Raw genomic sequence first — 20,614 nt, 5'->3', positions numbered from 1 at the left:
GGCAGTATCAAAGTTTAGCCGATGGCGAAGAGATGAAATCGATTGCATTGGCCTCAGGGTTCACAAAAATCAACAAAATAATCAAAATGAGCACATGATGCCGCATACGGCTTGGCTTTTGGCGGAAGGCGTGAAAGCCGAAGCGAGTACACTGGAAACGATTCCACGAGGCTGGTTGCTGGGACGTCCGGTCCGATTCTCCATTACGGCACTGAGGCGTACTGTGCCATCTCGGATCGTCCGCCACGCGGCAATGGGGCTTCGTTGGCGACCACAATCACAAGAGGAAAGGATGAACGATGGCTGACTCGTTACCTTCGCAGATCATCTCTGCGATCGGTGGCCCAGATAACGTCAAAAGCCTGACGCACTGCGCCACTCGCCTTCGTTTCGAACTGGTTGATGCAGGAAAGGTCAACCAGAACGAGCTCCAGCACATGAAAGGTGTGCTGGGCGCGGTCCCGCAGAGCGGCGACCGCTACCAGGTGGTCATCGGCGGCGGTGTCGCCAATGTCTACAACGACATCATGAACCTGCCCGAGATGCAGCGTGTGGCATCCGGCGCCCCGGCCAAGGCCGCCGGCGGTTCCACGGAGGGCATGTCGAACGCCGACGTCAAGGCGGCCGCCCGCTCCAAGGCCCGCGGCAAGGTGGCATGGCTCGACTCGTTCTTCGAGTACCTGTCCGATTCATTCCGTCCGATCCTGGGCGTGCTGCTCGGCGCATCGCTCATCATCGCGATCATCAACGTGTGCATCGCATGCGGTTGGATCCAGAGCGAGACGCAGTCGCCGACATGGGTCTTTGTGCAGGCGCTGTACAAGGGCGTGTTCTACTTCCTGCCGATCATGATCGCCTACAACGCGTCCAAGAAGCTCAACGTTGACCCGTGGCTCGGCGGCGCGATCATGGCCGCCCTCATGACGCCGTCGTTCATGAGCCTCATGGACACCACATGGGCCGAGACCCACTGCTCGCAGAGCGTCGTCGGCACCCAGCAGTGCACCACCACCGTCTTCGGCATGCCGATGCAGCTCAGTGACTACAGCGGCAACGTGTTCGTGCCACTGCTGATGGCCGCCGTGCTCGCGCTCGTCTACCACGGGCTCAAGAAGATCATCCCGGATTCGGTGCAGCTCGTGTTCGTGCCGTTCCTGTGCATGGTCATCGTCGGCGCACTCACCGCGTTCCTCGTCGGCCCGCTTGGCGTATGGGTCGGCAACTGGCTCGGCGTGGGCCTCGCATGGCTCAACTCGCATGCGCCGTTCATCTTCGCGCTGCTGATCCCGATGATCTACCCGTTCCTGGTGCCGCTCGGCCTGCACTGGCCTCTCAACGCCCTCATGCTCATCAACATCGACACGATGGGCTACGACTTCATCCAAGGCCCGATGGGCACGTGGAACTTCGCCTGCTTCGGCGCCACCGCCGGTGTGCTGATCCTGGCGCTGCGTGACCGCGACACCGAAATGCGCCAGACCTCGATCGGCGCGCTCGCCGCAGGTCTGCTCGGTGGTGTCTCCGAGCCTTCGCTCTACGGCATCCACCTGCGCTTCAAGAAGATGTACAGCCGCATGCTCGTGGGCTGCGCCGCCGGCGGCATCTCCATCGCCGTGCTTGGCTGGCTCTTCCCGGCCACGCTGGAGAACGGCGAAGTCGTGCACGGTGTGACGACGACCGCATTCGCGTTCACGTCGCTGCTCACGATCCCGGTCTTCAACCAGATGTGGGTCTACGGCATCTCCATTGCGATCGCGTTCTTCGTCTCGATGTTCATGGTCGTCACGTTCGATTACCGCACACCTGAGGAAAAGGCCGAGGTGCTCGCCCGTGTGCAGGCCGTGCAGGCCGACGAGGCCACCGAGACCCCGGCGAACCGCGCTGCGGTGGAGCACGCCGAAACGCATGAGGACGACAATCTGCTGCCCGCCGACAAGACATCGGCCGCCGGCGCCGCCGCGGTCCGTGCGGATGCCCCGGCCCAGCCGACCGACCACGTCTATTCGCCGCTCGCCGGCCACGTGATCTCGCTCGACGATTGCGGGGACGCGGTGTTCGCATCGCGCGCGCTTGGCGAAGGTGTGGGCATCCAGCCCACCGGCAACGCCGTGTACGCGCCGCTCGCCGGTGTGCTCAGCACGGTGGCCGAGACCGGCCATGCGTTCGGCATCAAGACCGATGACGGCATCGAGGTGCTGGTGCATGTCGGCATCGACACCGTCAAGATGAACGGCGACGGCTTCACCGTCGCCGTCAAGCAGGGCCAGCGTGTGAACGTGGGCGACAAGCTCGTGGACGTGGACTTCAGCAAGGTCACGGCCGCCGGCTACAGCACCACCACACTCATGACCGTGCTCAACACCGCCGCGCTCACCCGCGTCACGCCCCATGTGGATCAGGACGTACAGCCGGGCGATGTCGTCATCGACATCGAGCACTGAGTGCGCTGAGCAAGACTGAGCTCAACCAATAGAGCGGCCGCCACAATCGTGGCGGCCGCTCTTGTCATGGGGCGGATGGCCGGCTGATTCAGGCACGCACAGCAGGCAGCTGCGCGGTCGCGCTCAGCTGCTCCGGGTCGGGCAACGGCACGCGCACGATCAACGCCTCACGCTCCACCGAGAACCGCAGATGCTGTGTGCTCGGCAGCATGTCGCCGTCGACCTGCGCGAGCACGGGCCGGTCGAGGCGCACCTCGGCGCTGTAGCCCTGCATCTGCTCGAGTTTCGAATGCATGGACAGCGGGCTCTGCTTCGCTTTCTTCGTGATCGTCTGGTGCACCACGTCGCCGAACAGATTCGCCCAGCCAAGCAAACCGCCGGTCGTGTCGATCACTTCGAAGTCGAGCAGGCCGTCGTTGAACGATGCGTCGGGCATGAGCGAAAACACGGGGATCTCACCGCAATTGCCCGCCATGAATGTGCGCAGTTCGAGCCCGCGGTCGGTGTGCACCGTGTGGTCGGCGGCTTCGATGCGCACGTCGGCACGGTATTTGGGGGCGAACAGGTGCTTCGCCCCGGAAAGGAAGTAGGCAAGCCAGCTGAAGTTGCGCTTAAGGTTGGGGTCGGTGTCGTCAATCATCACGGCGTCGAACCCAATGCCCGCAATGATCAGGAACGCGTGCCCATGGTCCTCGTTCGGGTCGTCGAGCAGATTGACACGGCCCAGGTCCACACGCCGCGACCCGTGCGAGACGGCGATCGTCAGCGCGGCCTCAATGTCGTCGAGCGGAATGCCCATGTTGCGCGCGAAGAGATTGCCGGTGCCGATCGGCACAATGCCCATCGCGTGCTCGGTGCCGGCGAGCGCGCTCGCCACCGTGCGCACGGTGCCGTCGCCGCCCACGGCGATCACCACGTCGGCGCCACCGTCGAGCGCCTCGCGCGCGCAGACGCGACCGTCTTTGTCGAGCATCGTCTCGATGAACACGACTTCGGTCAGCCCTTTCGCCTTGCAGTATGCCTCGATCTGCCGGCGTGTCTGTGCGGCGGCGGGTTTGGACGGGTTGATGATGAACGCGTAATGCACCTGGTCGTCGCGGCGCTGTTGCAGCAATGCCACGCGCCGGCGGTGCATGCGCATGCGCAGGAACGCGATGAGCGCGATGATTGCGGCGATGAGCACGAGCATGACAGTGAGCAGTATGATTGTCTGTTGGTTCATGGCTTCGTGTCCTTGCTCTCTCGCTGCGCCGGCGCGCCCGCTCAATCGATCAAAGCACAATCTTAGCAACCCATGGTGTGCGCAGGGTGGGATGTGCATGGCCGTGCGGTGTGCGCGCGTGGAAAAGCGGCGGAAAAACAGGCGGTGTTCTGTCTGCTAAGCGCATTACTCTGGTGCCCATGCTTGATATTCAATTCATTCGCGAACATCCCGAAGTCGTCAAGGAATCGCAGCGCAAGCGCGGCGAGTCCGTGGAACTGGTGGATGAGGTGCTGCGCTCCGACGAAGTGCGCCGCTCGTCGCTCAAGAAGTTTGAAGAGGCACGCGCCCAGCAGAAGGAGATCGGCAAGCAAGTCGCCAAGGCCCCGGCCGACGAGAAGGCCGCGCTCATCGCCAAGACGAAGGAGCTTTCCGAACAGGTCTCGGCGTATAAGGCGGACGCGGACAGTGCGAACGAGGAATACACCACCGCCATGTGGAAACTGTCGAACATCGTGGAGCCGGAGGCCCCCGAAGGTGGCGAAGATGACTATGTGGTGGTCAAGGAAGTCGGCACGATCCGTGATTTCGCAGCCGAGGGTTTTGAGCCGAAGGACCATTTGACGCTCGGCGAAGAGGTCGCGGGCATCGACATGAAGCGCGGCGTAAAGGTGAGCGGATCGCGCTTCTACTTCCTGCGCGGCGACATCGCGCGCCTGCAGATCGCCATGCTCACGATGGCCGTGGACCAGGCGCAGGAGCACGACTTCGTGCTCGCAATCACGCCGACGCTCGTGCGCCCCGAAGTGATGCGCGGCACCGGATTCCTCAACTCGCACGCCGATGAGATCTACCGTCTGCGCGAGCCCGATGAGGATTATCTCGTGGGCACGTCGGAGGTGGCGCTCGCCGGCATGCACGAAGACGAGATCCTCGATCTGAGCAACGGTCCGCTGCGCTATTGCGGCTGGAGCTCGTGCTACCGCCGCGAGGCAGGCGCCGCAGGCAAGGATACGAGCGGCATCATCCGCGTGCATCAATTCGACAAAGTGGAGATGTTCGTCTACTGCAGGCCCGAGGACTCCTATGAGCAGCACAAGCACCTGCTGGCGATGGAAGAGGAGATGCTCGGCAAGGTCGAGGTGCCGTACCGTGTGATCGACACGGCCGCCGGTGACCTTGGATCGTCCGCGGCGCGCAAGTTCGACTGCGAGGCATGGGTGCCTACGCAGGGCCGTTACCGCGAGCTGACGTCCACTTCGAACTGCACGCAGTACCAGGCGCGCCGCCTCAACATCCGCGAGCGTGTGGAGAACGGCACCGAGCCGGTCGCCACGCTCAACGGCACGCTGGCCACCACGCGTTGGCTTGTGGCGATCATGGAGAACCACCAGCAGAAGGACGGCTCGATTGTGATCCCGCGGGCCATGCGCCCGTACATGGGTGGCAAAGAGGTCATCGAACCCACCAAGTGGGAGGCTTGATCATTGGATTGTGTGTGGCGCCGGTGCCTGGTGGGACATGGACCGCATGCCGTGCTACACTGGAACACCGTGCGTCACGCATACTGGATAGGTGTCCGAGCGGTCTAAGGAGACGGTCTTGAAAACCGTTGATGGGCAACCATCCGCGAGTTCGAATCTCGCCCTATCCGCCTACAGGGTTTTGGACTTCGGTTCAAAACCCTTTTTTCATGCACATAGGAATCAACGTGGATTGGGCATATAGGCATTATGGTTGTTGCTGGATTCTGGCTTGTCTATATGTCTCAAATATCGCTGCCTGCAAGGGATTCCAGACAGTTGCAGAGGGCTAGCACGCCCGGTGGTACAGAAACTCATGGGCATACCCTGTGGGGGCATCGCTCACAGCGAACCAAATTCGCGAGGGCCGTTACGATATGTGGATGCTTTGCGAAGACGAGATGGTGGAAGGAGGAACCATACGATGCGCGACCAATGGGAGTCGACGTTTGCCGCCTTGGACAGGCTGATGGCTGAGACGGATGGCGAGGCGCAGGGCATCGTGCCCGAACAGAGGTAGACAGCCGGTAGATAACGCTGAATATCCAACATATGATGTGAAGTGCATATCGATGAGTGCGATTATCACCCTATAGCCGCATGGCCGCCATGGATAAGAGGCCCGCTGGAGCAATCCAGCGGGTTTTTCTTTTGCTCGTGTGCAACAGAGGCATCCGTAAGCCGGCATACAGCTGTTGCAAATGGCTGTCGGTGTCTAGCCCATAGATATGTGACGCCGTTCACCGCGCTTCAAACGGCAGCCCGTGTCTAGGGTGCAGCCATATACAGCTGTCTTGCTGCCCTTGAATGGCTGTCGATGCGTGGTGGGTAGCCATGGATGGATGTCTGTCTCACCTCAAAAGGCACGTTGTATCTAGTATGCGACCACAAACAGCTGTACAGGACATCCGACCGGGCGGTGGACATCTGGGCGGGGTGTAGCTGACCCATACGACTGTACATGGATTGCAGCCGATTGGATCGGAAGGAACGATGCAGGCGGTTTGCACACAGCCGTACGATGAAGGCCATGGAACACACCGCAATCACCACGCCCGCCATCCCGCACGTCACCGACGTCATCTTCGACTATTGCGGGGTGCTCGTCGACTGGCGTGCCCGCCGCACCATCAAAGGATTGTATCCGCCGGGCGTCGTCGACATGTTCTTCGATCCGGCCGATCCGCATGGCGTGGCGTATTACGACGATCTCGCCGACCAAGGGTGGGGCGAGGAACGCATCATCGCCGACTACGAGCGTGAACACGGGCCGGCCGTGGCGTGGATCATGCGCCTGTATTTCGAGTTCCAACGGCTCGGGTTCTACGACATGATCGACGGCATGCCCACGCTCATGCGCGACTTGCACGCGCGCGGCGTGCGCCTGTGGGGACTGACCAATTTCACCGTGCGCGGCGTGCGCGAGATGCACGGCAAATACCCTTGGCTCAACCTGCTCGGCGGCACGGTCATTTCAGCGCAGGAGGGCGTCGCCAAGCCGGATCCGCGCATCTACGACATCGCAATCGGCCGTTTCCATCTCGATCCCGCGCAGACGTTGTTCGTGGATGACAATGCGTGCAATGTGCTCGCCGCGCGCGCCGCGGGCCTGCAGGCCGTGCGTTTCGAGAGCGCGGCGCAGATCCGCGCACTTACGCTCGACTAGCGTTCAGCTGATGAGATTGAAGAACACACCGAGCGCGAGCGCCACAAGCACGCACAACGAAAGGCATGCGACGATCGCGCAATGACCGCGTGCCATGCGCGCCTCGGGCTCGGGATCATCGGCATCGAAGCGCCCCGGCCCGTAGAAGAAGAACATGCGCACCCACAGCCAGCACAGCAGCACGATGGAGACCGCCGCGCCGATGCGCAGACAGATCCAGCCCACGGCGAGTGCGGTGGCGCAATCGCGCAGGTTGAGCGCGGCGACCGCGGTGAACGCGAAGTACGCGAGGAATCCGATGGTGATGATCGGCGCGAGCACGATGTTCGCGACGATGAGTGTCTGTGTCTGTTTGGTGAAGCGGTGCATGAGCGTGCGCCCGTTGACATCGGTGGACACCGCCGCGCGCTTCTTGCGCCCCAGATGCGCCGCGATGCACAGCACAACCGTGACGAGCCACATCAGCACGATGAACACGAACATCGCCACGAGCATGTTGAACGATGTGATGAGGCCGGGGCGGATGTCGGTGGGCACCGCGAACTGCTGGAACGGCTGTGCTCCGGCGATTTTCGGCGTGGTCCAGTCATTGGCTGCGGCGCCGGCGGCCACCGCGTTGACCCACGATTCGATGTCGTGCGTGTACTGGTCGGGCAGGGGAAGTCCGGGCTTGGACAGCGACGAACCAAGCCGGATCTGGTGGTTGGTGGGGTAGTAGCGCACCATCGTGTTGGTGTTGCCCACGCTGTTCGCGTCCTGCAGCAGTTGTTGCGCGCCCTGTTCGACCGGCATCGACCGGTCGAGCGTGCCATACACTACGAGCAATGGCATGGTGAGCGTGTTTCGGTAATCGGCCGCATTGAACGACGCGTATTCCAGTCCAAGCATGCCCGGGTTCAGGCTGAGCATCTTCGGTACAATGCCTTCCACGCCTTCCGGTGCGCCGATGATGTGCAGGTATTCGGTGGCGCCGACGGCCATCTGCTGGCGTGCGGAGAACACAGGTGCCGAGACGAGCACGGTGAACGCGATCGAGGGGTCGCGCTTGGTAATCAACGCGGTGATCCACGTGCCTTCCGATTCCGCGTAGATGCCCACTTTGTTCGCGTCCACGTTCGGCAGGGACCGCAGTGTATCGATGCCGGTCAGGTAATCGGTTGCGGAGGCCTCGTAATCACGGTGCAGCGCCGAATAGTTGTCGAGCCGCTTGCTTTGCACAAGCGTTACAATGCCGGCCGAGGCGAGCGCATGCGCGATGTCGCTGTTTGTAGAGGAGTCGCCGGTTCCCGATCCGTGGATGAATTCGACGGCCGGCCGTTTGCCCGGGGCGTCGATGGGCTCGCGCACAATCGCGTCGACCTGTTTGCCGCCGCTCACCGTGAGCGTGCGGTGCGTCTCCTTGACCTGGTACGTGCCTTCGGTCTCGGCGCGTATGCCCTTGGCTTCAATCGCCGTGTTCGATGAGGCCACCGAAATGTGTTCGTTGAGCGGTTCCACCTTCCATGGAGGCGTCATCCATATGCTCAGTCCCATGAGCAAGGCGCACAATACCACCGACGCGCCAAAAGTCCACACGAATTGCTTCCAGAAATGCTGCACAACCCACCACTGTAATGCGCGCCGCGCCAACCGCCCGCCCCATCCTCATGCTTTCTGCGGCAGGCGTGCACGCTATGCGCGTATACTCCTCCCCACGCTTCGTCACTGCGCGCGTTCGGCGTCGTCGAGGCCGGGGAATCCCGCCAGCCGCACCGTCACACCGACGGTCTCTTCGGTGAGGTTGCGCCCCGCACGCGCCAGATCGTCCACAAAACGCCCATACCGTGCGAGCGTACGCGGGCTGTACGTGCTCAGTTCGCCGCGCAGGTAGGTCTCGAACGACGTCTGCTCCGGCGTGTCTTGCGCGGTGGTCAGCACGCGCATCGCCGCGCCGAGCTTGGGCCAGCGTTGCATGAATGCGCGCGCCCACGCCACCTGCTGTACGATGATCCGCTCCTGTTGCGCCGTGCGCGCGCCGCTGATCCTGGGCAGATACGGTGCGAGCTCACGGGCGTAGGTCTCCGGATCGGTCGACGCCATCATGCGCGCGTATTTTTCGGTCACGAGATTGCGGCCCTCGCGTTCGGCGTCCGCGAGGTCGGTGCGGTAACTGACGAGCAGGTCGTGGGGCCACGTGGCGAACTGGCTCAACCGCATCTGTTCGAACATCGGACGGTTGCCTTGGCATGCCGCGCGTCCGCCTTGGTTCGTGGTGCGCTGGAACTGGCCCCATTCCAGGTCGATGATCGCGGCGATGAGCCGCTGGCGTTCCCGCGCGTCGGCGTCGCCGCTCATTGATGCACTCATGCGCCCCATTGTAGGCGCTCCGTCACAGACTGTGCAGACACGCGGCGTCGCTTGTGATGTGCGCTTCGATGTATGGGCGCTGCCATTCGAGGAAGTCCTCGTCGCTCGTCGTCAGGCCGAGGTCCTGCAAGGTCTGCACGGTCTGTGCGCAGATATCGCCCACAATCCGCTGCACTTCGCGCACATTCGGCGCCGCCCCCGCGCCGCCCTCGCCGAATCCTGCGCCACCGAAACACGCCGCCGAGGCAAGGCGCAGCACCTGTTCGAGCTGCGCGCACACGTCCGTCAGCCGCATGCCGGCGCGTGCGCTCAACGCGCGCAGCGCCGCGAACCGCCATTTGTAGTACGGCGCATAGCCCACCGTCACGGGATTATTGATGAGGAAGACGAGCGACGAGACGGCGTCGGCGAATTCGCTCACGCACAGCCACGCGGCGGCGCCGTCGCCCCGCTGCAGCATGCGCGGCAGATTGTATTGTCCCGCCTGCGCGATCATGCCGAGGCGTTTGGAAATCAATGCCAGGCGCACGTCGTCGGGCATGAGTTTGAACGACTGGCGTGTTTTGGAGAACGCGCCGAGCGCATCGGCGAACACGCGGCCGTTCGTGGCGGCGGCGAGCGTAGCCTCGTCGAGCATCATCCACAGATGCGGCTCGTTTTCGCCTGGCGCGATGGGGTAGCCGGTAATCGATGTGAAGAACTCGCCTATTTCGAACACGCCGCTGCGCCGCCCCGCACCTTGCGCGCGTGGCGTGGCGGCGGTGCGCGCGAAACCGTTGCACTGTGCGGGCAGGGACTCGTAATCCGCCTGCAGCTGCTCGCCGATGCGCGCATAGTCGCTGGCGGTGAGCCACATGCACAAGCGCGGCCCGAAGTCGTGGTCGCGCGAAAGGGCGTCGTCGAAGCCGTAGCATTCCGACCCATGCCCGACGAGGCCCACCGCGATGCGCGGGGCGAACTCGGCATACCGCTCATCGAGCATCGGTTTGACGTAGGCGAGCCAATAGTCGCGCGCGAGCTGCAGGCCGCTCATCTGCGCGGGGTGCGCGGCCGGTTCCACATGCCGGTGCGGCGCGGACAGCTGTGCGGGCGAGGGCTGCGGCCCCTCGGGTGTTCTGGTGGAATCCAGCGTGCCCTGCGCAGCCAGCGCCGCACGCGCCTCGGCCAGGTTCTGCGCGGTCACCGCGTAATACTCGGTATGCTCGCCGTAGCATTCGGCGATGATCGCGAGCGCGCGCTCATAGTCCCTGACCGCGGCCACGGCATCGCCGGCGGCGAAGCTCACCTGCGCGGCGCCGGCGAGCGCGGACGCGAAATGCGCGCTGTGTTCGGCGTGCGCGTCGCGGTAGATCGCGAGCGCACGGTCCGCGAGTGTGCGCGCCTCGCTGAGCGCCTGCTCGCCGCCACTGCCGTTCTGCAGCGTGAGCAGCGCGAGGTTGGTGCATGTGGAGGCAATGTCGACGTCGTGCGTGGGGTCGGGGCTCGACGATTCGAGGATGTGCAGCGCCTCCTCGAGTTCGGCGCGCGCCTTGGCGGGGCGGTCGGTTTCGCTCAGGAGCATCGAATAGTTGTTGTGCAGGGCGGCGAGACGGCGGTCGGTGGGCGCGAGGGTGGTGCGCGCGGAGGCGAGCGCCTGCTCGTAGAGGTCTTCGGCCTGTTCCATGTTGCCGGCGGCGCGCTGTGACGTGGCGGCGTTGATGAGTGTGGTGGTCCACGCTTCGGTGCCTTCGAGGCCCAGTCGCAGGGCGAGTTCGATCGCGCGCTGGATGATCCACTGGTTGTCTTGGTGGCGGCCTTGCGACCGGTAGAATCCCATCGTCTCGTTGAGCACGGTGAGCAGGCCGGCGAAGTCGCCGGCGTTTTCGGCGTCGGTCATGGCGTCGAGCAGCAATGGCTCGGCTTTGGTGGCGGCGCTGTGGCTGGCGAACACGGCGTCGAGGCGGTTCAGAAACTCGTTGACGTCAAACGTGGAGGCATCGGAAGCGTCCGGGGTTGTGGAATCTTCGGTGGTGGTTGTGGCGGTCATGCGTCCACGATACCGCACCGCTTGGCGCACGTTCAGACGATATGCCGGTCGGAGGCCCACAGCGTCAGTTCGTTGCGGTTCGACAGCTGCAGTTTGCGCAAGACCGAACTGACGTGCGTCTCCACGGTCTTGATGGAGATGAACAGCTCGGATGCCACTTCTTTGTAGGTGTAGCCGCGCGCGATGAGGCGCATCACCTCCTGCTCGCGCGACGAAAGCCGGTCGAGCTCCTCGTCGTGCACCGGCTCGTCGGCGGCCGGCGCGTCCGGCGGCGCGCCCTGGAACGCGGAGAGCACGAAGCCGGCGAGTTTGGGCGAGAACACGGCATACCCCTCGCTCACCTGCTCGATTGAGTGAATCAGGTCGTGCCCGGTGATCGTCTTCGTCACATAGCCGCGCGCGCCGGCGCGGATGACCGCCCCCACGTCTTGCGCGGAATCGGAGACCGAAAGCGCCAGGAACGCGGTGCGCGGGGCGTGCGGGTGCGATTTGGCCAGGATCTCCGCACCGCCACCGCCCGCGCCGCCCGGCACATGCACGTCGAGCAGCACCACGTCGGGCTGCGTGGCCACGATCATGTCAATGGACGATTCGACATCCGCCGCCTGCCCAACAATGTCGAAATACGGTTGCAATGTGGCGATCACGCCCGCGCGGAACATCTCGTGGTCATCGACGACCGCGATGCGTGCCTGGGTGTGGGTGGTGTCTTCCATGCGTCCTCCATTGGTCCGTTGGGCTGCGCCTGGTCCATGCCATGCGCGTCCCCGTGCAGCATCATAGTGCGCCGCCGCCGGCCGCGCCATGGTCCTCCGCTCCGGCGGACGGTTTGGCCGGCGCGGCCGTCTGTGGCGCGGATGTGCCGGCCACGATCGGCATGTGCATGCGCACCTCGGTGCCCCAGTGCGGGCGCGACACGATCTCCACCGTGCCGCCACGCCTACGAACACGCCCCATGATCGATTCACGGATTCCCAGGCGGCCCTCGGGAATCGCGTCGACGTCGAACCCCTCGCCGTGGTCGCGCACAAACACCTCCACCTGGCGTTCGCCGGCCTCGCAATACACCGAGACCGGCTCGCCGCCGTGTGTCACGGCGTTGACCATCGCCTGCGCCGCCGCGTCGAGCAGCGCGTCGGTCTGCGCGCTCGGCCGCGCGTCGCCCACCGTCACCACGTCGATCGGCTTGCCATGCGTGTCTTCGACCTGTGCGGCGATCTCCTCAAGTCCCGCCTTGACCGAACGGTCGCTCGTGGTGCGCTCCTGATACAGCCAGCTGCGCAATTCGCGCTCCTGCGAACGGGCGAGCGCGAACACCTGCTGCGGCTCGGCCGCATGCAGCTGGATCAGCGCGAGCGTCTGCAATACGCCGTCATGCAGATGCGCCGCCATGTCGGCGCGCTCCTCTTCACGTTCCTTGAGCGCGCGCTCGCGGCCCGAGGTGCGCATCAGGGAGACGAGCTGCGGCACGAGCGCGCACAATACGCCTGCGAGCAACGCGAACCCGGCGCACAGGCTGTAGAGGAACGGCACGGAGCCGTCTTCAATCGCGGTCTGCGTGACGAGCAGCGCGTAGGCGGCAAAGACGAGCAACACGCCGACCACTGTGGTCCATGTCTGCCCCGTGCGCGCGTTGAAGCGCAGCCAAGGGAGGCCCACGCCGGCCGCGGCGAGCAACACCGGCAGCATCAGGCCATTGGCCGTCTGCAGTTGGTTGATGAGCAGGGCGATCGCGATCAGTACAACGCCTGCGCACGCGAACAGCGCGGGTTTGGAGGCTTCGTCGATCACCTGGCGCATGCTCTCCATGCTGACGGGACGGCCGCCTGCCTCTTCGTTCAGACCTGTGTAATCATAAGGATTGTCTGGCACCGGTTCGGGGCTTCGGGGTGCTCCGTAGGGCGTATTACCGCGCGACAGCGGCGCATTCGCGGCGCCGGCGGATTGCGCGAGCCGCACACGGCGGGCGGCCTCGGCCACCGGGTCGCCCGGTGGTACCAACACCCACAGCGCCACGTAGGCGATTGCGCCTGCGCCGTACGCGAAGCACGAGAGCGCGAACGCCAGTCGCACCCAGGCCACATGGACGCCCAAATGCATGCCGATGCCACGGGCCACGCCGGCGATCCAACGCCCGTGTTTGGGGCGCAGCAATGGCAGTTTGGCGGGGAACAGCGCTGGCGGCTGGGCTGCGGCCATGCCGTTCGCAGGGGGTGCAGGTGCGGAAGTCATGGTTCCATTGTGCCGTGGTTCAGGGAGAATGCCAGGGCCTCACGCCCAGATTCAGGGTGTGATTCAGGGTGTTCCCCGAGGCGTTTCACGCTGGCGGCCTGCTGTAATGGAGCCATGAGCAATCCACAGCACAATCCGGAGCCACAGGGGCAAGGTGGTCCGGCATACACACAGACCCCCGCTTCTTCCTCGCCACACCAGCCCACGCAGCCCACGGCCAAGCCCGAAGCCTCGTTCTTCCGCTGGATCCGCGAAAGCCGCGTGGAACGCACCAACGACCGCGTGATCGCCGGCGTGTGCGGTGCCATCGCCCGCGAACTGGGGTGGAACGTCACCCTCGTGCGCGTCCTCATGGTCGTCTCCGTGTTCTTCGGCGGCTTCGGCGGTCTGCTGTACGGCATCGCCTGGCTGCTGCTGCCCGACGAGCTCGACCACCGCATCCTGCTTGAGGAGATCATCGCGGGGCAATGGGATTGGGCGTTCGTGGGCGTGATCCTGGCGATTGTGATCGCCGGCGGCTTCGGCTTCGGGGTAGGCTTCGACTGGGACTACGGCTTCGGTCTGCACTGGGGCATCAACGTGATGCCGTTGCTGTTGGCGATGCTCGTGTTCTACCTGCTTGTCGACAATGGCCGCCGCAGGTTCCGCACGCCGGTCGCACCACCTGCGCCATCCGGCATGCCATACCCTCCGCAGCCGAACGCCTACACGAGCGGTGGCGCACCGGTGCACCCCATGCCACAGCCGAGCGCACCCGCACAGCCGGTTACACAGCAGCCGGTCATGCCGCAGCGGCCGGTACCGCCGCAGTCGATGGCGGCAGCCCCCAATCCGCAGCAGCAGGCGTGGTCGCAGGCATACCCGCAGACCGCCTCGTCGGCCGCCGTGCCGCCCGCGGCCCAGCCGTATGCGCAGTCCGCCATGCCGATGGGCGCGGCTCCGGCCGCCCAACAGACCCCTGCATACACCGCGCAGCCGGCCGCTGCCGCGGTGCCGATGCCCGCCACGCCGCGTGAACCGAGGCGTGCACGCCGCAAGGGCGCAGGCCCCATGGTCGTGCTGCTGTTCTTCGGCCTCATCCTCGCCTCCGCCGGCATTCTGGCAATCGTGCTCGACGACCGCACCACGTTCATCGGCGAGGTGCAGCCGCTGATCATCTACGTCGGTGCCATCGTGGCGGTGCTGGGCGCGATCATCGTGGTCCTCGGCTGTTGTGGGCGGCGCACCGGCGGCCTGCACCCCTTTGTGTGGACCCTCATGTTCCTGGCCGCGTGCTTCATGGCGGTCGGTGGCGCATGGTCGGTCATGGACCAATACAAAAACGCGGTGAGCCGCGACTACACCCGGATCGGCATCGGACCCGACAGCGTAGACACCTCGTTGACCGCGAAAGACATGGACGAGATCACCAAGGGCATCGCCGTGAGCGGCCAGGGCATGACGCGCAGCACGCTCGATATCGATCTGAGCGACTACGCGAAGACGAACGGCAAGCACACCATCGAACTGCGCGACGGCAAGACCAAGGAGACCACGTGCCCGGTCGGCACGATCCCGATGACCGTCGAGGACGCCCGCGTGGTCATCACAATCCCGGATGGCTGTTCGTGGGGATTCGATTCGTCGCTGCATGACGGCACGGTCGACTCGTTCGGCAACCGGTATTCGGCGATGACGAGCGGAGACCCCTTCGACGTGCTCGGTGGCAACGGGGACTGGTCCAACATCCGCGTGACCGTGGACGAGAACTCGACGCGGGTGCACATCCCCAGCATCGACGTGCGGGTCATGGACGATGGCGACCTCGACGAATCCATCGATGACCTGACGGACGGTGACGGCGACCGTGAGCCAGCGCACGTCTTCGTGACAAGCGAGAACTTCCGATCGCAGCGCATGGCACGACTGTGCGATGGCGTGAGTGTCGTCGACGGCAAGGTCGAATTCGAGTCCGGAGCCAACAGCCAGATGCGCCAGCTCGTCAAGGATGGATACTACTGGCCATGCGCCGTGCTGGCGGACGCCGCGCCGGTCACGCCCGAACTGGTGATCCAACCCAACGTGGTGATCGGTGGCAACATCACCGTGCGCTACGCCTCGCAACGCTGACCTCTACCAGATGAAACGGAACACGATCATGAACACCACCAACCCACAGTGGCCGGAACGCGATGACGACACCCAGGTCATCGGGACGGCCGAGATCACCGAACTGAACATGCCGATGAGCGAACGTTTCGCCGAATTCGACGAGGCGACGACCGAACTGTCCGCAGACGCACCCACGGACGAACCAGAATCCCCGGAGGCGGGCGCTGCCGCCGAGGAGGCCGATGCGCCCGGAGCGCCTCAGGGCCCAACCGGCACAGTGCCTCCCGCCAACGCGGTCCCGCTGTACAGCTCGCCCCAATCTGCGCCGCAACCCCCGCAACCCGTGCGCCCGAAAGGACCGAGCACAGGCACGATCGTGCTCGGCGTGGTCGTGCTGCTGTGCGGCGTGCTGACGATCGCCGTCGGCGTCTCCATGAGCTCGGCCACGTTCGTGTTCTTCCCGAACATGCAGCATTTCACCGCATACCTCTTCGCCGGCGTCGGCGGCCTGCTGTGTGTGCTCGCCGTGGTCTGGGCGATCGCCTCGGCCATCGGCAAGCGCCGCCGTGAACAGACTTCCCCCATCCACGAGTCGAAAGGAGCGCGTATCGACCGATAACTCCTTCTGACTCTTACTCGCGCGCCGCGTATGCACTGCTTTTCCTGCTACCGAATGTATACGCGGCGTTTTTCCATGCCTCGCCGCGGGCGAAGTGCCGCGCGGCACGCGCCGCCCGTTTGTACAGTGGCTGGTATGAGCCCGAATCCCACACCCCCAGCGCCACACTTGTTCGAAGCCACCCATGTCACCGCCGTCATGCCGCAGCAGGGCGGCGACCACACCGTCTTCCACGATCTGAGTTTCCATGTGGACGCCGGCGAGGTCGTCGACATCACCGGGCCGTCGGGCGCCGGCAAATCTACACTGCTCACCGCCTTCGCGCGCCTCAACGCGCACACGACCGGCATATTCACACTCGACGGCAAGGATTCGGACTCGTTCACACCGCAACAGTGGCGTGTGCGCGTGTCGTACCTGCCGCAGACCTCCACACTGATCGGAGAGACGGTGGCCGATGCAATCCGCCTGCCGTGGACACTCAAAATCCGTCAGGGCGAACGAAAACAGGACCCGGCGGGCATGCTCACAGACGAGCACATCCGCCAACTGCTCGACGACATGGGGTGCGCCGACATCGAATTGGGGCGCGACCCGCGCGAACTGTCCGGAGGCCAGTCCGCACGCATCGCCTTGGCGCGCACGATTCTCACCAAACCACAGCTGCTGCTCGCCGATGAGGTCGACGCGGGGCTCGATGAGGACAATGCGGACAAGGTCGCCGACCTGCTCAAACGCGCCGCCTCGCAGGGCGCCGGAGTGGTGCGCATCCGGCACCGCGCGCCTGATGGGCGGGCGAACCGCATCATGGTGCTCAAGGACGGCGTGTTGAGCGAGCAGGGGAAGGGACGGAACTGATGGCGCAACATACGTATTTCACCATTGACAACATCGGTCTGCTCATCGCGGCATGCATGGTCATGGCCGCCGCCGGCATCTCCGTGCTGATGAAGCTTGACGTCGCGAAATCGCTCGTCTGGTCCATGGCGCGCGCCCTCATCCAGCTGCTGGTCATGGGCATCATCCTGGAGTACGTGATCCGCCAGCACAACGTCTGGCTCGTCATTGCGCTTATCGGCGTGATGCTCGTCGCCGCCGTGCAGATCACCATGTCTCGCGCGAAAGGCGTACCGAAGGGACTCGTGCCCATTGTGCTGCTCAGCCTCGTCGTCACCATGCTCATCATGATCTCCGTGGTGGCCGAGCTGATCGTGCGCCCGCACCCATGGTATGCGCCGCAGGTCGTGGTGCCGCTCACCGGCATGATGCTCGGCAACACGGTGTCCGCGCTCGCATTGGCGATGTCGCGGTTCTTCGAATCGATGCGTGAGCGCTACGAGGAGATCGGCACGCTGCTCGCGCTCGGCGCCACTGCCTGGGAGGCGGCGCGCCCGTCGATCATCTCGTCGATTCGGCTCGGCATGCTGCCCACCATCGCCAATCTCGCGTCGGCGGGCATCGTGACCATCCCCGGCATGATGTCCGGGCAGATCATCGCCGGCGGCAACCCCGTGGACGCGGCGAAATACCAGTTCGTCATCCTCACATCGTTCGCGTCGCTCACACTGCTCGCCGGCACCATCATCCTCGGCCTCGTCTACCGGCGCTGCTTCATCTCGTACGACCGTTACCGGATGCCCGACCCGGCGCCGGCACCATCGATTCGCCATCTCATCGGCAAACGCGCATCCGCACGGCGCCGCGCGTCATGAGCACCCCATAACCAACGCGTATATCCACGGGCGCGTGTCGAGCCATCCATCTCTGTAGGTTCGTGGATCGTACGGCCGCGGGCAATGCATCCGCCGCCGGACGACCACGACATCCCAAGGAGGTGCATATGACGCAATTGAACACCCGACTCGTTCACGGGCTTCCCGTTGGCGACAACACGACCGGCGCGGTGAACCCGCCGATCTACAATTCATCCACATACGCTTTCGAAACGGTCGAGTCGATGCCCCGCTGGGATTACGCGCGCAGCGGCAACCCGACCCGCGAGTTCCTGGAGCGCCAGATCGCCCAGCTCGAACACGGCACGCGCGGCTTTGCGTTCGCCTCCGGACTCGCCGCGATCCACGCCGTGCTCTCGATCTTCGCGCCCAACGACCGCATCGTCGTCGGCTCGAACATCTACGGCGGCACGTATTCACTGTTCAACGAGCACTTCCAGCGCTGGGGACTACTCCGCACGCCAGTGGACACGCAGAGCGAATCCGCGCTCGAACAGGCCGTGCGCGGTGACGACCTGACGCCGCCCGCGCGCGCCGTGTACGTGGAGACGCTGACCAATCCGTTGCTGCAGGTCAACGACATCGCCGCGATCGCGCGCATCGCACACCGGTACGGCGCGATCGTAATCGTCGACAACACCTTCGTCACGCCATATCTGCAGCAGCCGCTCGACCTGGGCGCCGACATCGTGCTCCACTCCGCTACCAAATACCTGGCCGGGCATTCCGACGTGATCGCCGGGCTGGCCGTGGTACGCGACGATGCGCTCGGCGAACGCGTGTACTATGCGCAGAACCGCCTCGGCGGCGTGCTTGCGCCTGCCGAATGCGACACCGTGCGCCGTGGCATCCAGACGCTCGCGCTGCGGCTCGAACGCCAGCAGGAGAACGCGCTCGCCGTGGCGCAGCACCTGCTCGCGCATCCGTATGTGCGCGACGTGCACTACCCGGGCATCCATGGCGAGCCTGTGGCAGCGAAGGGATTGCGCGGCTGTGGCGGCGTGCTGAGCTTCGAGGTGGCGCCCGGCATCGACCCGGCGGACGTGCTCGACCACCTGCGCGTCTTCCGGCTGGCCGTCAGCCTGGGGGCGGTGGAAAGCCTCGCCGAGCTGCCTGCGCGCATGACGCATTTCGAGCTGCCGCGCAGCGAACGGCTCAAGGTGGGCATCACTGACGAGCTCATCCGCCTGTCGATCGGCATTGAGGACGTGCGCGATCTGATCGACGACCTGGACCAGGCCTTCGACGTGGCGCAGGAGCACGCGCGCCGACGCACGACCGACGACCTGCGCACGATCCTCGCCATCTGAGCGCCCGTACACCAAGGAGAGACCGATGTGTCATGTTGAGACGAACGCGATCCACGGCGTCTACACCGCGGCCGACCACGCGCACGCGGCCGTGCCGCCGATCTACCTGAGCGCGGCGTTCCACATGGAAAGCGCCGAACATGGCGACGCGCTGTCTGCCGGCACGCAGGACGGCTTTTCGTATTCGCGCGTGGCCAACCCCACCGTCGACGTGCTGGAACGCCGGCTCGCCGCGCTCGAAGGCGGGCGGTCTGCCGTGGCCGTGGCCTCGGGCATGGCCGCCGTCTCGTTCGCGCTGCTGTGTGCGGCGGAAGGCGGCGGGCGCATCATCGCGCCGAAGACGCTATACGGCGCGTCGGTGGATGCGATGGTGAGCTTTTTCCCCCAGTTCGGCGTGCACACCGATTTCGTGCGCGATATCAACGATCTGGCCGAGGTGGAGGCGCTCATCGGCCCGGACACGCGCGCGATCTTCGCCGAATCGGTGGCCAACCCGTCCACCGAGGTCACCGACGTGGCGTCGCTCGCCGAACTCGCGCACCGCCACGGCGTGCCGCTCATCATCGACAACACCGTTCCCACGCCGTACCTGTTCCAGCCAATCCGTTGGGGCGCCGACGTGGTGGTGCACTCCACGACCAAAGGCATCAGCGGACACGGCAACACACTCGGCGGCGTGATCATCGATGCGGGGAATTTCGACTGGGGGAGCCCTCGTTTCCCGCAATTCACCCAGCCGGAACTGGTGGTGAGCGACGAGCGCGCAGGCGCATGGCACAGCTTCGCGAGCCGCTTCGGCGCCGACGCCTACATCCGCCGCGTGCGCATCAAATATGTGCGCACGTTTGGCGCGGTGGAAAGCCCGTTCAACGCATACTTGCAACTGCTCGGGCTCGAGACGCTCGCGGTGCGCGTGCGCGAGCAGACGCGCTCGGCGCAGGCGATCGCGCGGCACCTACGTGGTGTGCCGCATGTGCGCCGCGTGCGTTACTCCGGGCTCGCGATTGGCGACGCGGCAGACGGCGGCGCACAGGGACGGCTCGTGCGTCGGCTGTTCTCGCAAGGCGTGGGGCCGGTGCTCTCCTTCGAACTCGACGGAGGCCGCGAACAGGTCAGCCGTGTGCTCGACGGCGTGCGCGTGTTCAGCTATGTGCCCAATATCGGCGACGCGCGTTCGCTCATCGTCGATCCGGCGCGCATCACGCACCGTGAAGTGCCAGCGGAGTTCCGTGGGGCGGCCGGTGTGAGCGACAATCTGATCCGCCTGTCGGTGGGCCTGGAGCATGTGAACGACCTGATCGCCGACCTCGACCAGGCGATTGCGCACGCCTACGAGTTGTGACCATCGCCCTTGGCTCTGCGCGCACCCACCGGCACGGACCTACGATGGTGGGGACGGCATATGCGCACAGTGCATATGCGCAGA

At 64.8% G+C, this 20,614-nt stretch carries 15 protein-coding genes and 1 tRNA gene; 10 read left to right on the top strand and 6 right to left on the bottom strand.

Annotated features, from left to right (window positions below; translation table 11 throughout):
• Positions 1–299: 299 nt before the first annotated feature.
• Positions 300–2,441, top strand: coding sequence for a glucose PTS transporter subunit IIA (locus OU02_RS01690; RefSeq protein WP_033488441.1), 2,142 nt, complete (start codon positions 300–302; stop codon positions 2,439–2,441).
• A gap of 88 nt (positions 2,442–2,529) precedes the next feature.
• Here OU02_RS01690 and OU02_RS01685 read toward each other — a convergent pair whose 3' ends face one another.
• The gene (locus tag OU02_RS01685) at positions 2,530–3,663 is read right to left on the bottom strand and encodes a diacylglycerol/lipid kinase family protein (protein WP_033488440.1); all 1,134 of its coding nucleotides are present in this window, start codon (positions 3,661–3,663) and stop codon (positions 2,530–2,532) included.
• Positions 3,664–3,842: 179 nt separating this feature from the next.
• Here OU02_RS01685 and serS point away from each other — a divergent pair, with 179 nt between their 5' ends.
• The 3 genes from serS to OU02_RS01670 all read left to right on the top strand — a co-directional run bounded on the left by serS (position 3,843) and on the right by OU02_RS01670 (position 6,831).
• Positions 3,843–5,126, top strand: a complete 1,284-nt coding sequence (serS, locus tag OU02_RS01680) for a serine--tRNA ligase (RefSeq protein ID WP_033488439.1) — start codon at positions 3,843–3,845, stop codon at positions 5,124–5,126.
• Between the two features lie 85 nt (positions 5,127–5,211).
• A tRNA-Ser gene (locus OU02_RS01675) sits at positions 5,212–5,296 on the top strand.
• A gap of 899 nt (positions 5,297–6,195) precedes the next feature.
• The gene (locus tag OU02_RS01670) at positions 6,196–6,831 is read left to right on the top strand and encodes an HAD family hydrolase (RefSeq protein ID WP_051918254.1); all 636 of its coding nucleotides are present in this window, start codon (positions 6,196–6,198) and stop codon (positions 6,829–6,831) included.
• Between the two features lie 3 nt (positions 6,832–6,834).
• Here OU02_RS01670 and OU02_RS01665 read toward each other — a convergent pair whose 3' ends face one another.
• The 5 genes from OU02_RS01665 to OU02_RS01645 form a co-directional block, all read right to left on the bottom strand.
• Positions 6,835–8,346 (bottom strand): alpha/beta hydrolase family protein, encoded by a 1,512-nt coding sequence (locus OU02_RS01665; protein ID WP_238551869.1) that lies wholly within the window; start codon positions 8,344–8,346, stop codon positions 6,835–6,837.
• Between the two features lie 186 nt (positions 8,347–8,532).
• Entirely contained in the window at positions 8,533–9,177 is a 645-nt protein-coding gene (locus tag OU02_RS01660; protein ID WP_051918256.1) for a DUF4125 family protein, read from the bottom strand.
• 22 nt (positions 9,178–9,199) lie between these two features.
• The gene (locus OU02_RS01655; protein WP_051918152.1) at positions 9,200–11,203 is read right to left on the bottom strand and encodes a DUF4037 domain-containing protein; all 2,004 of its coding nucleotides are present in this window, start codon (positions 11,201–11,203) and stop codon (positions 9,200–9,202) included.
• A 32-nt stretch (positions 11,204–11,235) separates the two neighbouring features.
• The gene (locus OU02_RS01650) at positions 11,236–11,919 is read right to left on the bottom strand and encodes a LuxR C-terminal-related transcriptional regulator (protein WP_033488437.1); all 684 of its coding nucleotides are present in this window, start codon (positions 11,917–11,919) and stop codon (positions 11,236–11,238) included.
• 61 nt (positions 11,920–11,980) lie between these two features.
• Entirely contained in the window at positions 11,981–13,435 is a 1,455-nt protein-coding gene (locus OU02_RS01645; protein ID WP_165365683.1) for an ATP-binding protein, read from the bottom strand.
• A gap of 114 nt (positions 13,436–13,549) precedes the next feature.
• Between OU02_RS01645 and OU02_RS01640 the strand changes: the two genes are divergently transcribed.
• The 6 genes from OU02_RS01640 to OU02_RS01615 all read left to right on the top strand — a co-directional run bounded on the left by OU02_RS01640 (position 13,550) and on the right by OU02_RS01615 (position 20,530).
• Complete coding sequence (locus OU02_RS01640) at positions 13,550–15,544, top strand: PspC domain-containing protein (protein WP_033488436.1); 1,995 nt, start codon at positions 13,550–13,552, stop codon at positions 15,542–15,544.
• A gap of 28 nt (positions 15,545–15,572) precedes the next feature.
• Positions 15,573–16,145 (top strand): tetraspanin family protein, encoded by a 573-nt coding sequence (locus OU02_RS08245; protein ID WP_051918153.1) that lies wholly within the window; start codon positions 15,573–15,575, stop codon positions 16,143–16,145.
• A gap of 135 nt (positions 16,146–16,280) precedes the next feature.
• On the top strand, positions 16,281–17,003 hold the full coding sequence (locus OU02_RS01630; protein WP_033488435.1) for an ABC transporter ATP-binding protein: 723 nt from the start codon (positions 16,281–16,283) through the stop codon (positions 17,001–17,003).
• Positions 17,003–17,857, top strand: coding sequence for an ABC transporter permease (locus OU02_RS01625; protein ID WP_033488434.1), 855 nt, complete (start codon positions 17,003–17,005; stop codon positions 17,855–17,857). The genes OU02_RS01630 and OU02_RS01625 overlap by 1 nt, the downstream gene beginning before the upstream one ends.
• A 128-nt stretch (positions 17,858–17,985) precedes the next feature.
• Positions 17,986–19,188, top strand: coding sequence for a trans-sulfuration enzyme family protein (locus OU02_RS01620; RefSeq protein ID WP_033488433.1), 1,203 nt, complete (start codon positions 17,986–17,988; stop codon positions 19,186–19,188).
• A gap of 25 nt (positions 19,189–19,213) precedes the next feature.
• A complete protein-coding gene (locus tag OU02_RS01615; RefSeq protein WP_033488432.1) occupies positions 19,214–20,530 on the top strand; it encodes an O-acetylhomoserine aminocarboxypropyltransferase/cysteine synthase family protein in 1,317 nt (438 codons plus the stop codon).
• The last annotated feature ends 84 nt before the right edge of the window (positions 20,531–20,614 follow it).

The organism is Bifidobacterium pseudolongum subsp. pseudolongum DSM 20099 (genome assembly GCF_000771225.1).
GTDB lineage: Bacteria > Actinomycetota > Actinomycetes > Actinomycetales > Bifidobacteriaceae > Bifidobacterium > Bifidobacterium pseudolongum.
Note: the sequence above shows the minus strand (reverse complement) of the source record. Positions and strands in the feature narration are given on the sequence as shown.

Coding starts and splice junctions, on each gene's coding strand:
- OU02_RS01690 (WP_033488441.1), top strand. CDS start 300: ATGGCTGACTCGTTACCTTCGCAGATCATCTCTGCGATCGGTGGCCCA.
- OU02_RS01685 (WP_033488440.1), bottom strand. CDS start 3,663: ATGAACCAACAGACAATCATACTGCTCACTGTCATGCTCGTGCTCATC.
- serS (WP_033488439.1), top strand. CDS start 3,843: ATGCTTGATATTCAATTCATTCGCGAACATCCCGAAGTCGTCAAGGAA.
- OU02_RS01670 (WP_051918254.1), top strand. CDS start 6,196: ATGGAACACACCGCAATCACCACGCCCGCCATCCCGCACGTCACCGAC.
- OU02_RS01665 (WP_238551869.1), bottom strand. CDS start 8,346: ATGACGCCTCCATGGAAGGTGGAACCGCTCAACGAACACATTTCGGTG.
- OU02_RS01660 (WP_051918256.1), bottom strand. CDS start 9,177: ATGAGTGCATCAATGAGCGGCGACGCCGACGCGCGGGAACGCCAGCGG.
- OU02_RS01655 (WP_051918152.1), bottom strand. CDS start 11,203: ATGACCGCCACAACCACCACCGAAGATTCCACAACCCCGGACGCTTCC.
- OU02_RS01650 (WP_033488437.1), bottom strand. CDS start 11,919: ATGGAAGACACCACCCACACCCAGGCACGCATCGCGGTCGTCGATGAC.
- OU02_RS01645 (WP_165365683.1), bottom strand. CDS start 13,435: ATGACTTCCGCACCTGCACCCCCTGCGAACGGCATGGCCGCAGCCCAG.
- OU02_RS01640 (WP_033488436.1), top strand. CDS start 13,550: ATGAGCAATCCACAGCACAATCCGGAGCCACAGGGGCAAGGTGGTCCG.
- OU02_RS08245 (WP_051918153.1), top strand. CDS start 15,573: ATGAACACCACCAACCCACAGTGGCCGGAACGCGATGACGACACCCAG.
- OU02_RS01630 (WP_033488435.1), top strand. CDS start 16,281: ATGAGCCCGAATCCCACACCCCCAGCGCCACACTTGTTCGAAGCCACC.
- OU02_RS01625 (WP_033488434.1), top strand. CDS start 17,003: ATGGCGCAACATACGTATTTCACCATTGACAACATCGGTCTGCTCATC.
- OU02_RS01620 (WP_033488433.1), top strand. CDS start 17,986: ATGACGCAATTGAACACCCGACTCGTTCACGGGCTTCCCGTTGGCGAC.
- OU02_RS01615 (WP_033488432.1), top strand. CDS start 19,214: ATGTGTCATGTTGAGACGAACGCGATCCACGGCGTCTACACCGCGGCC.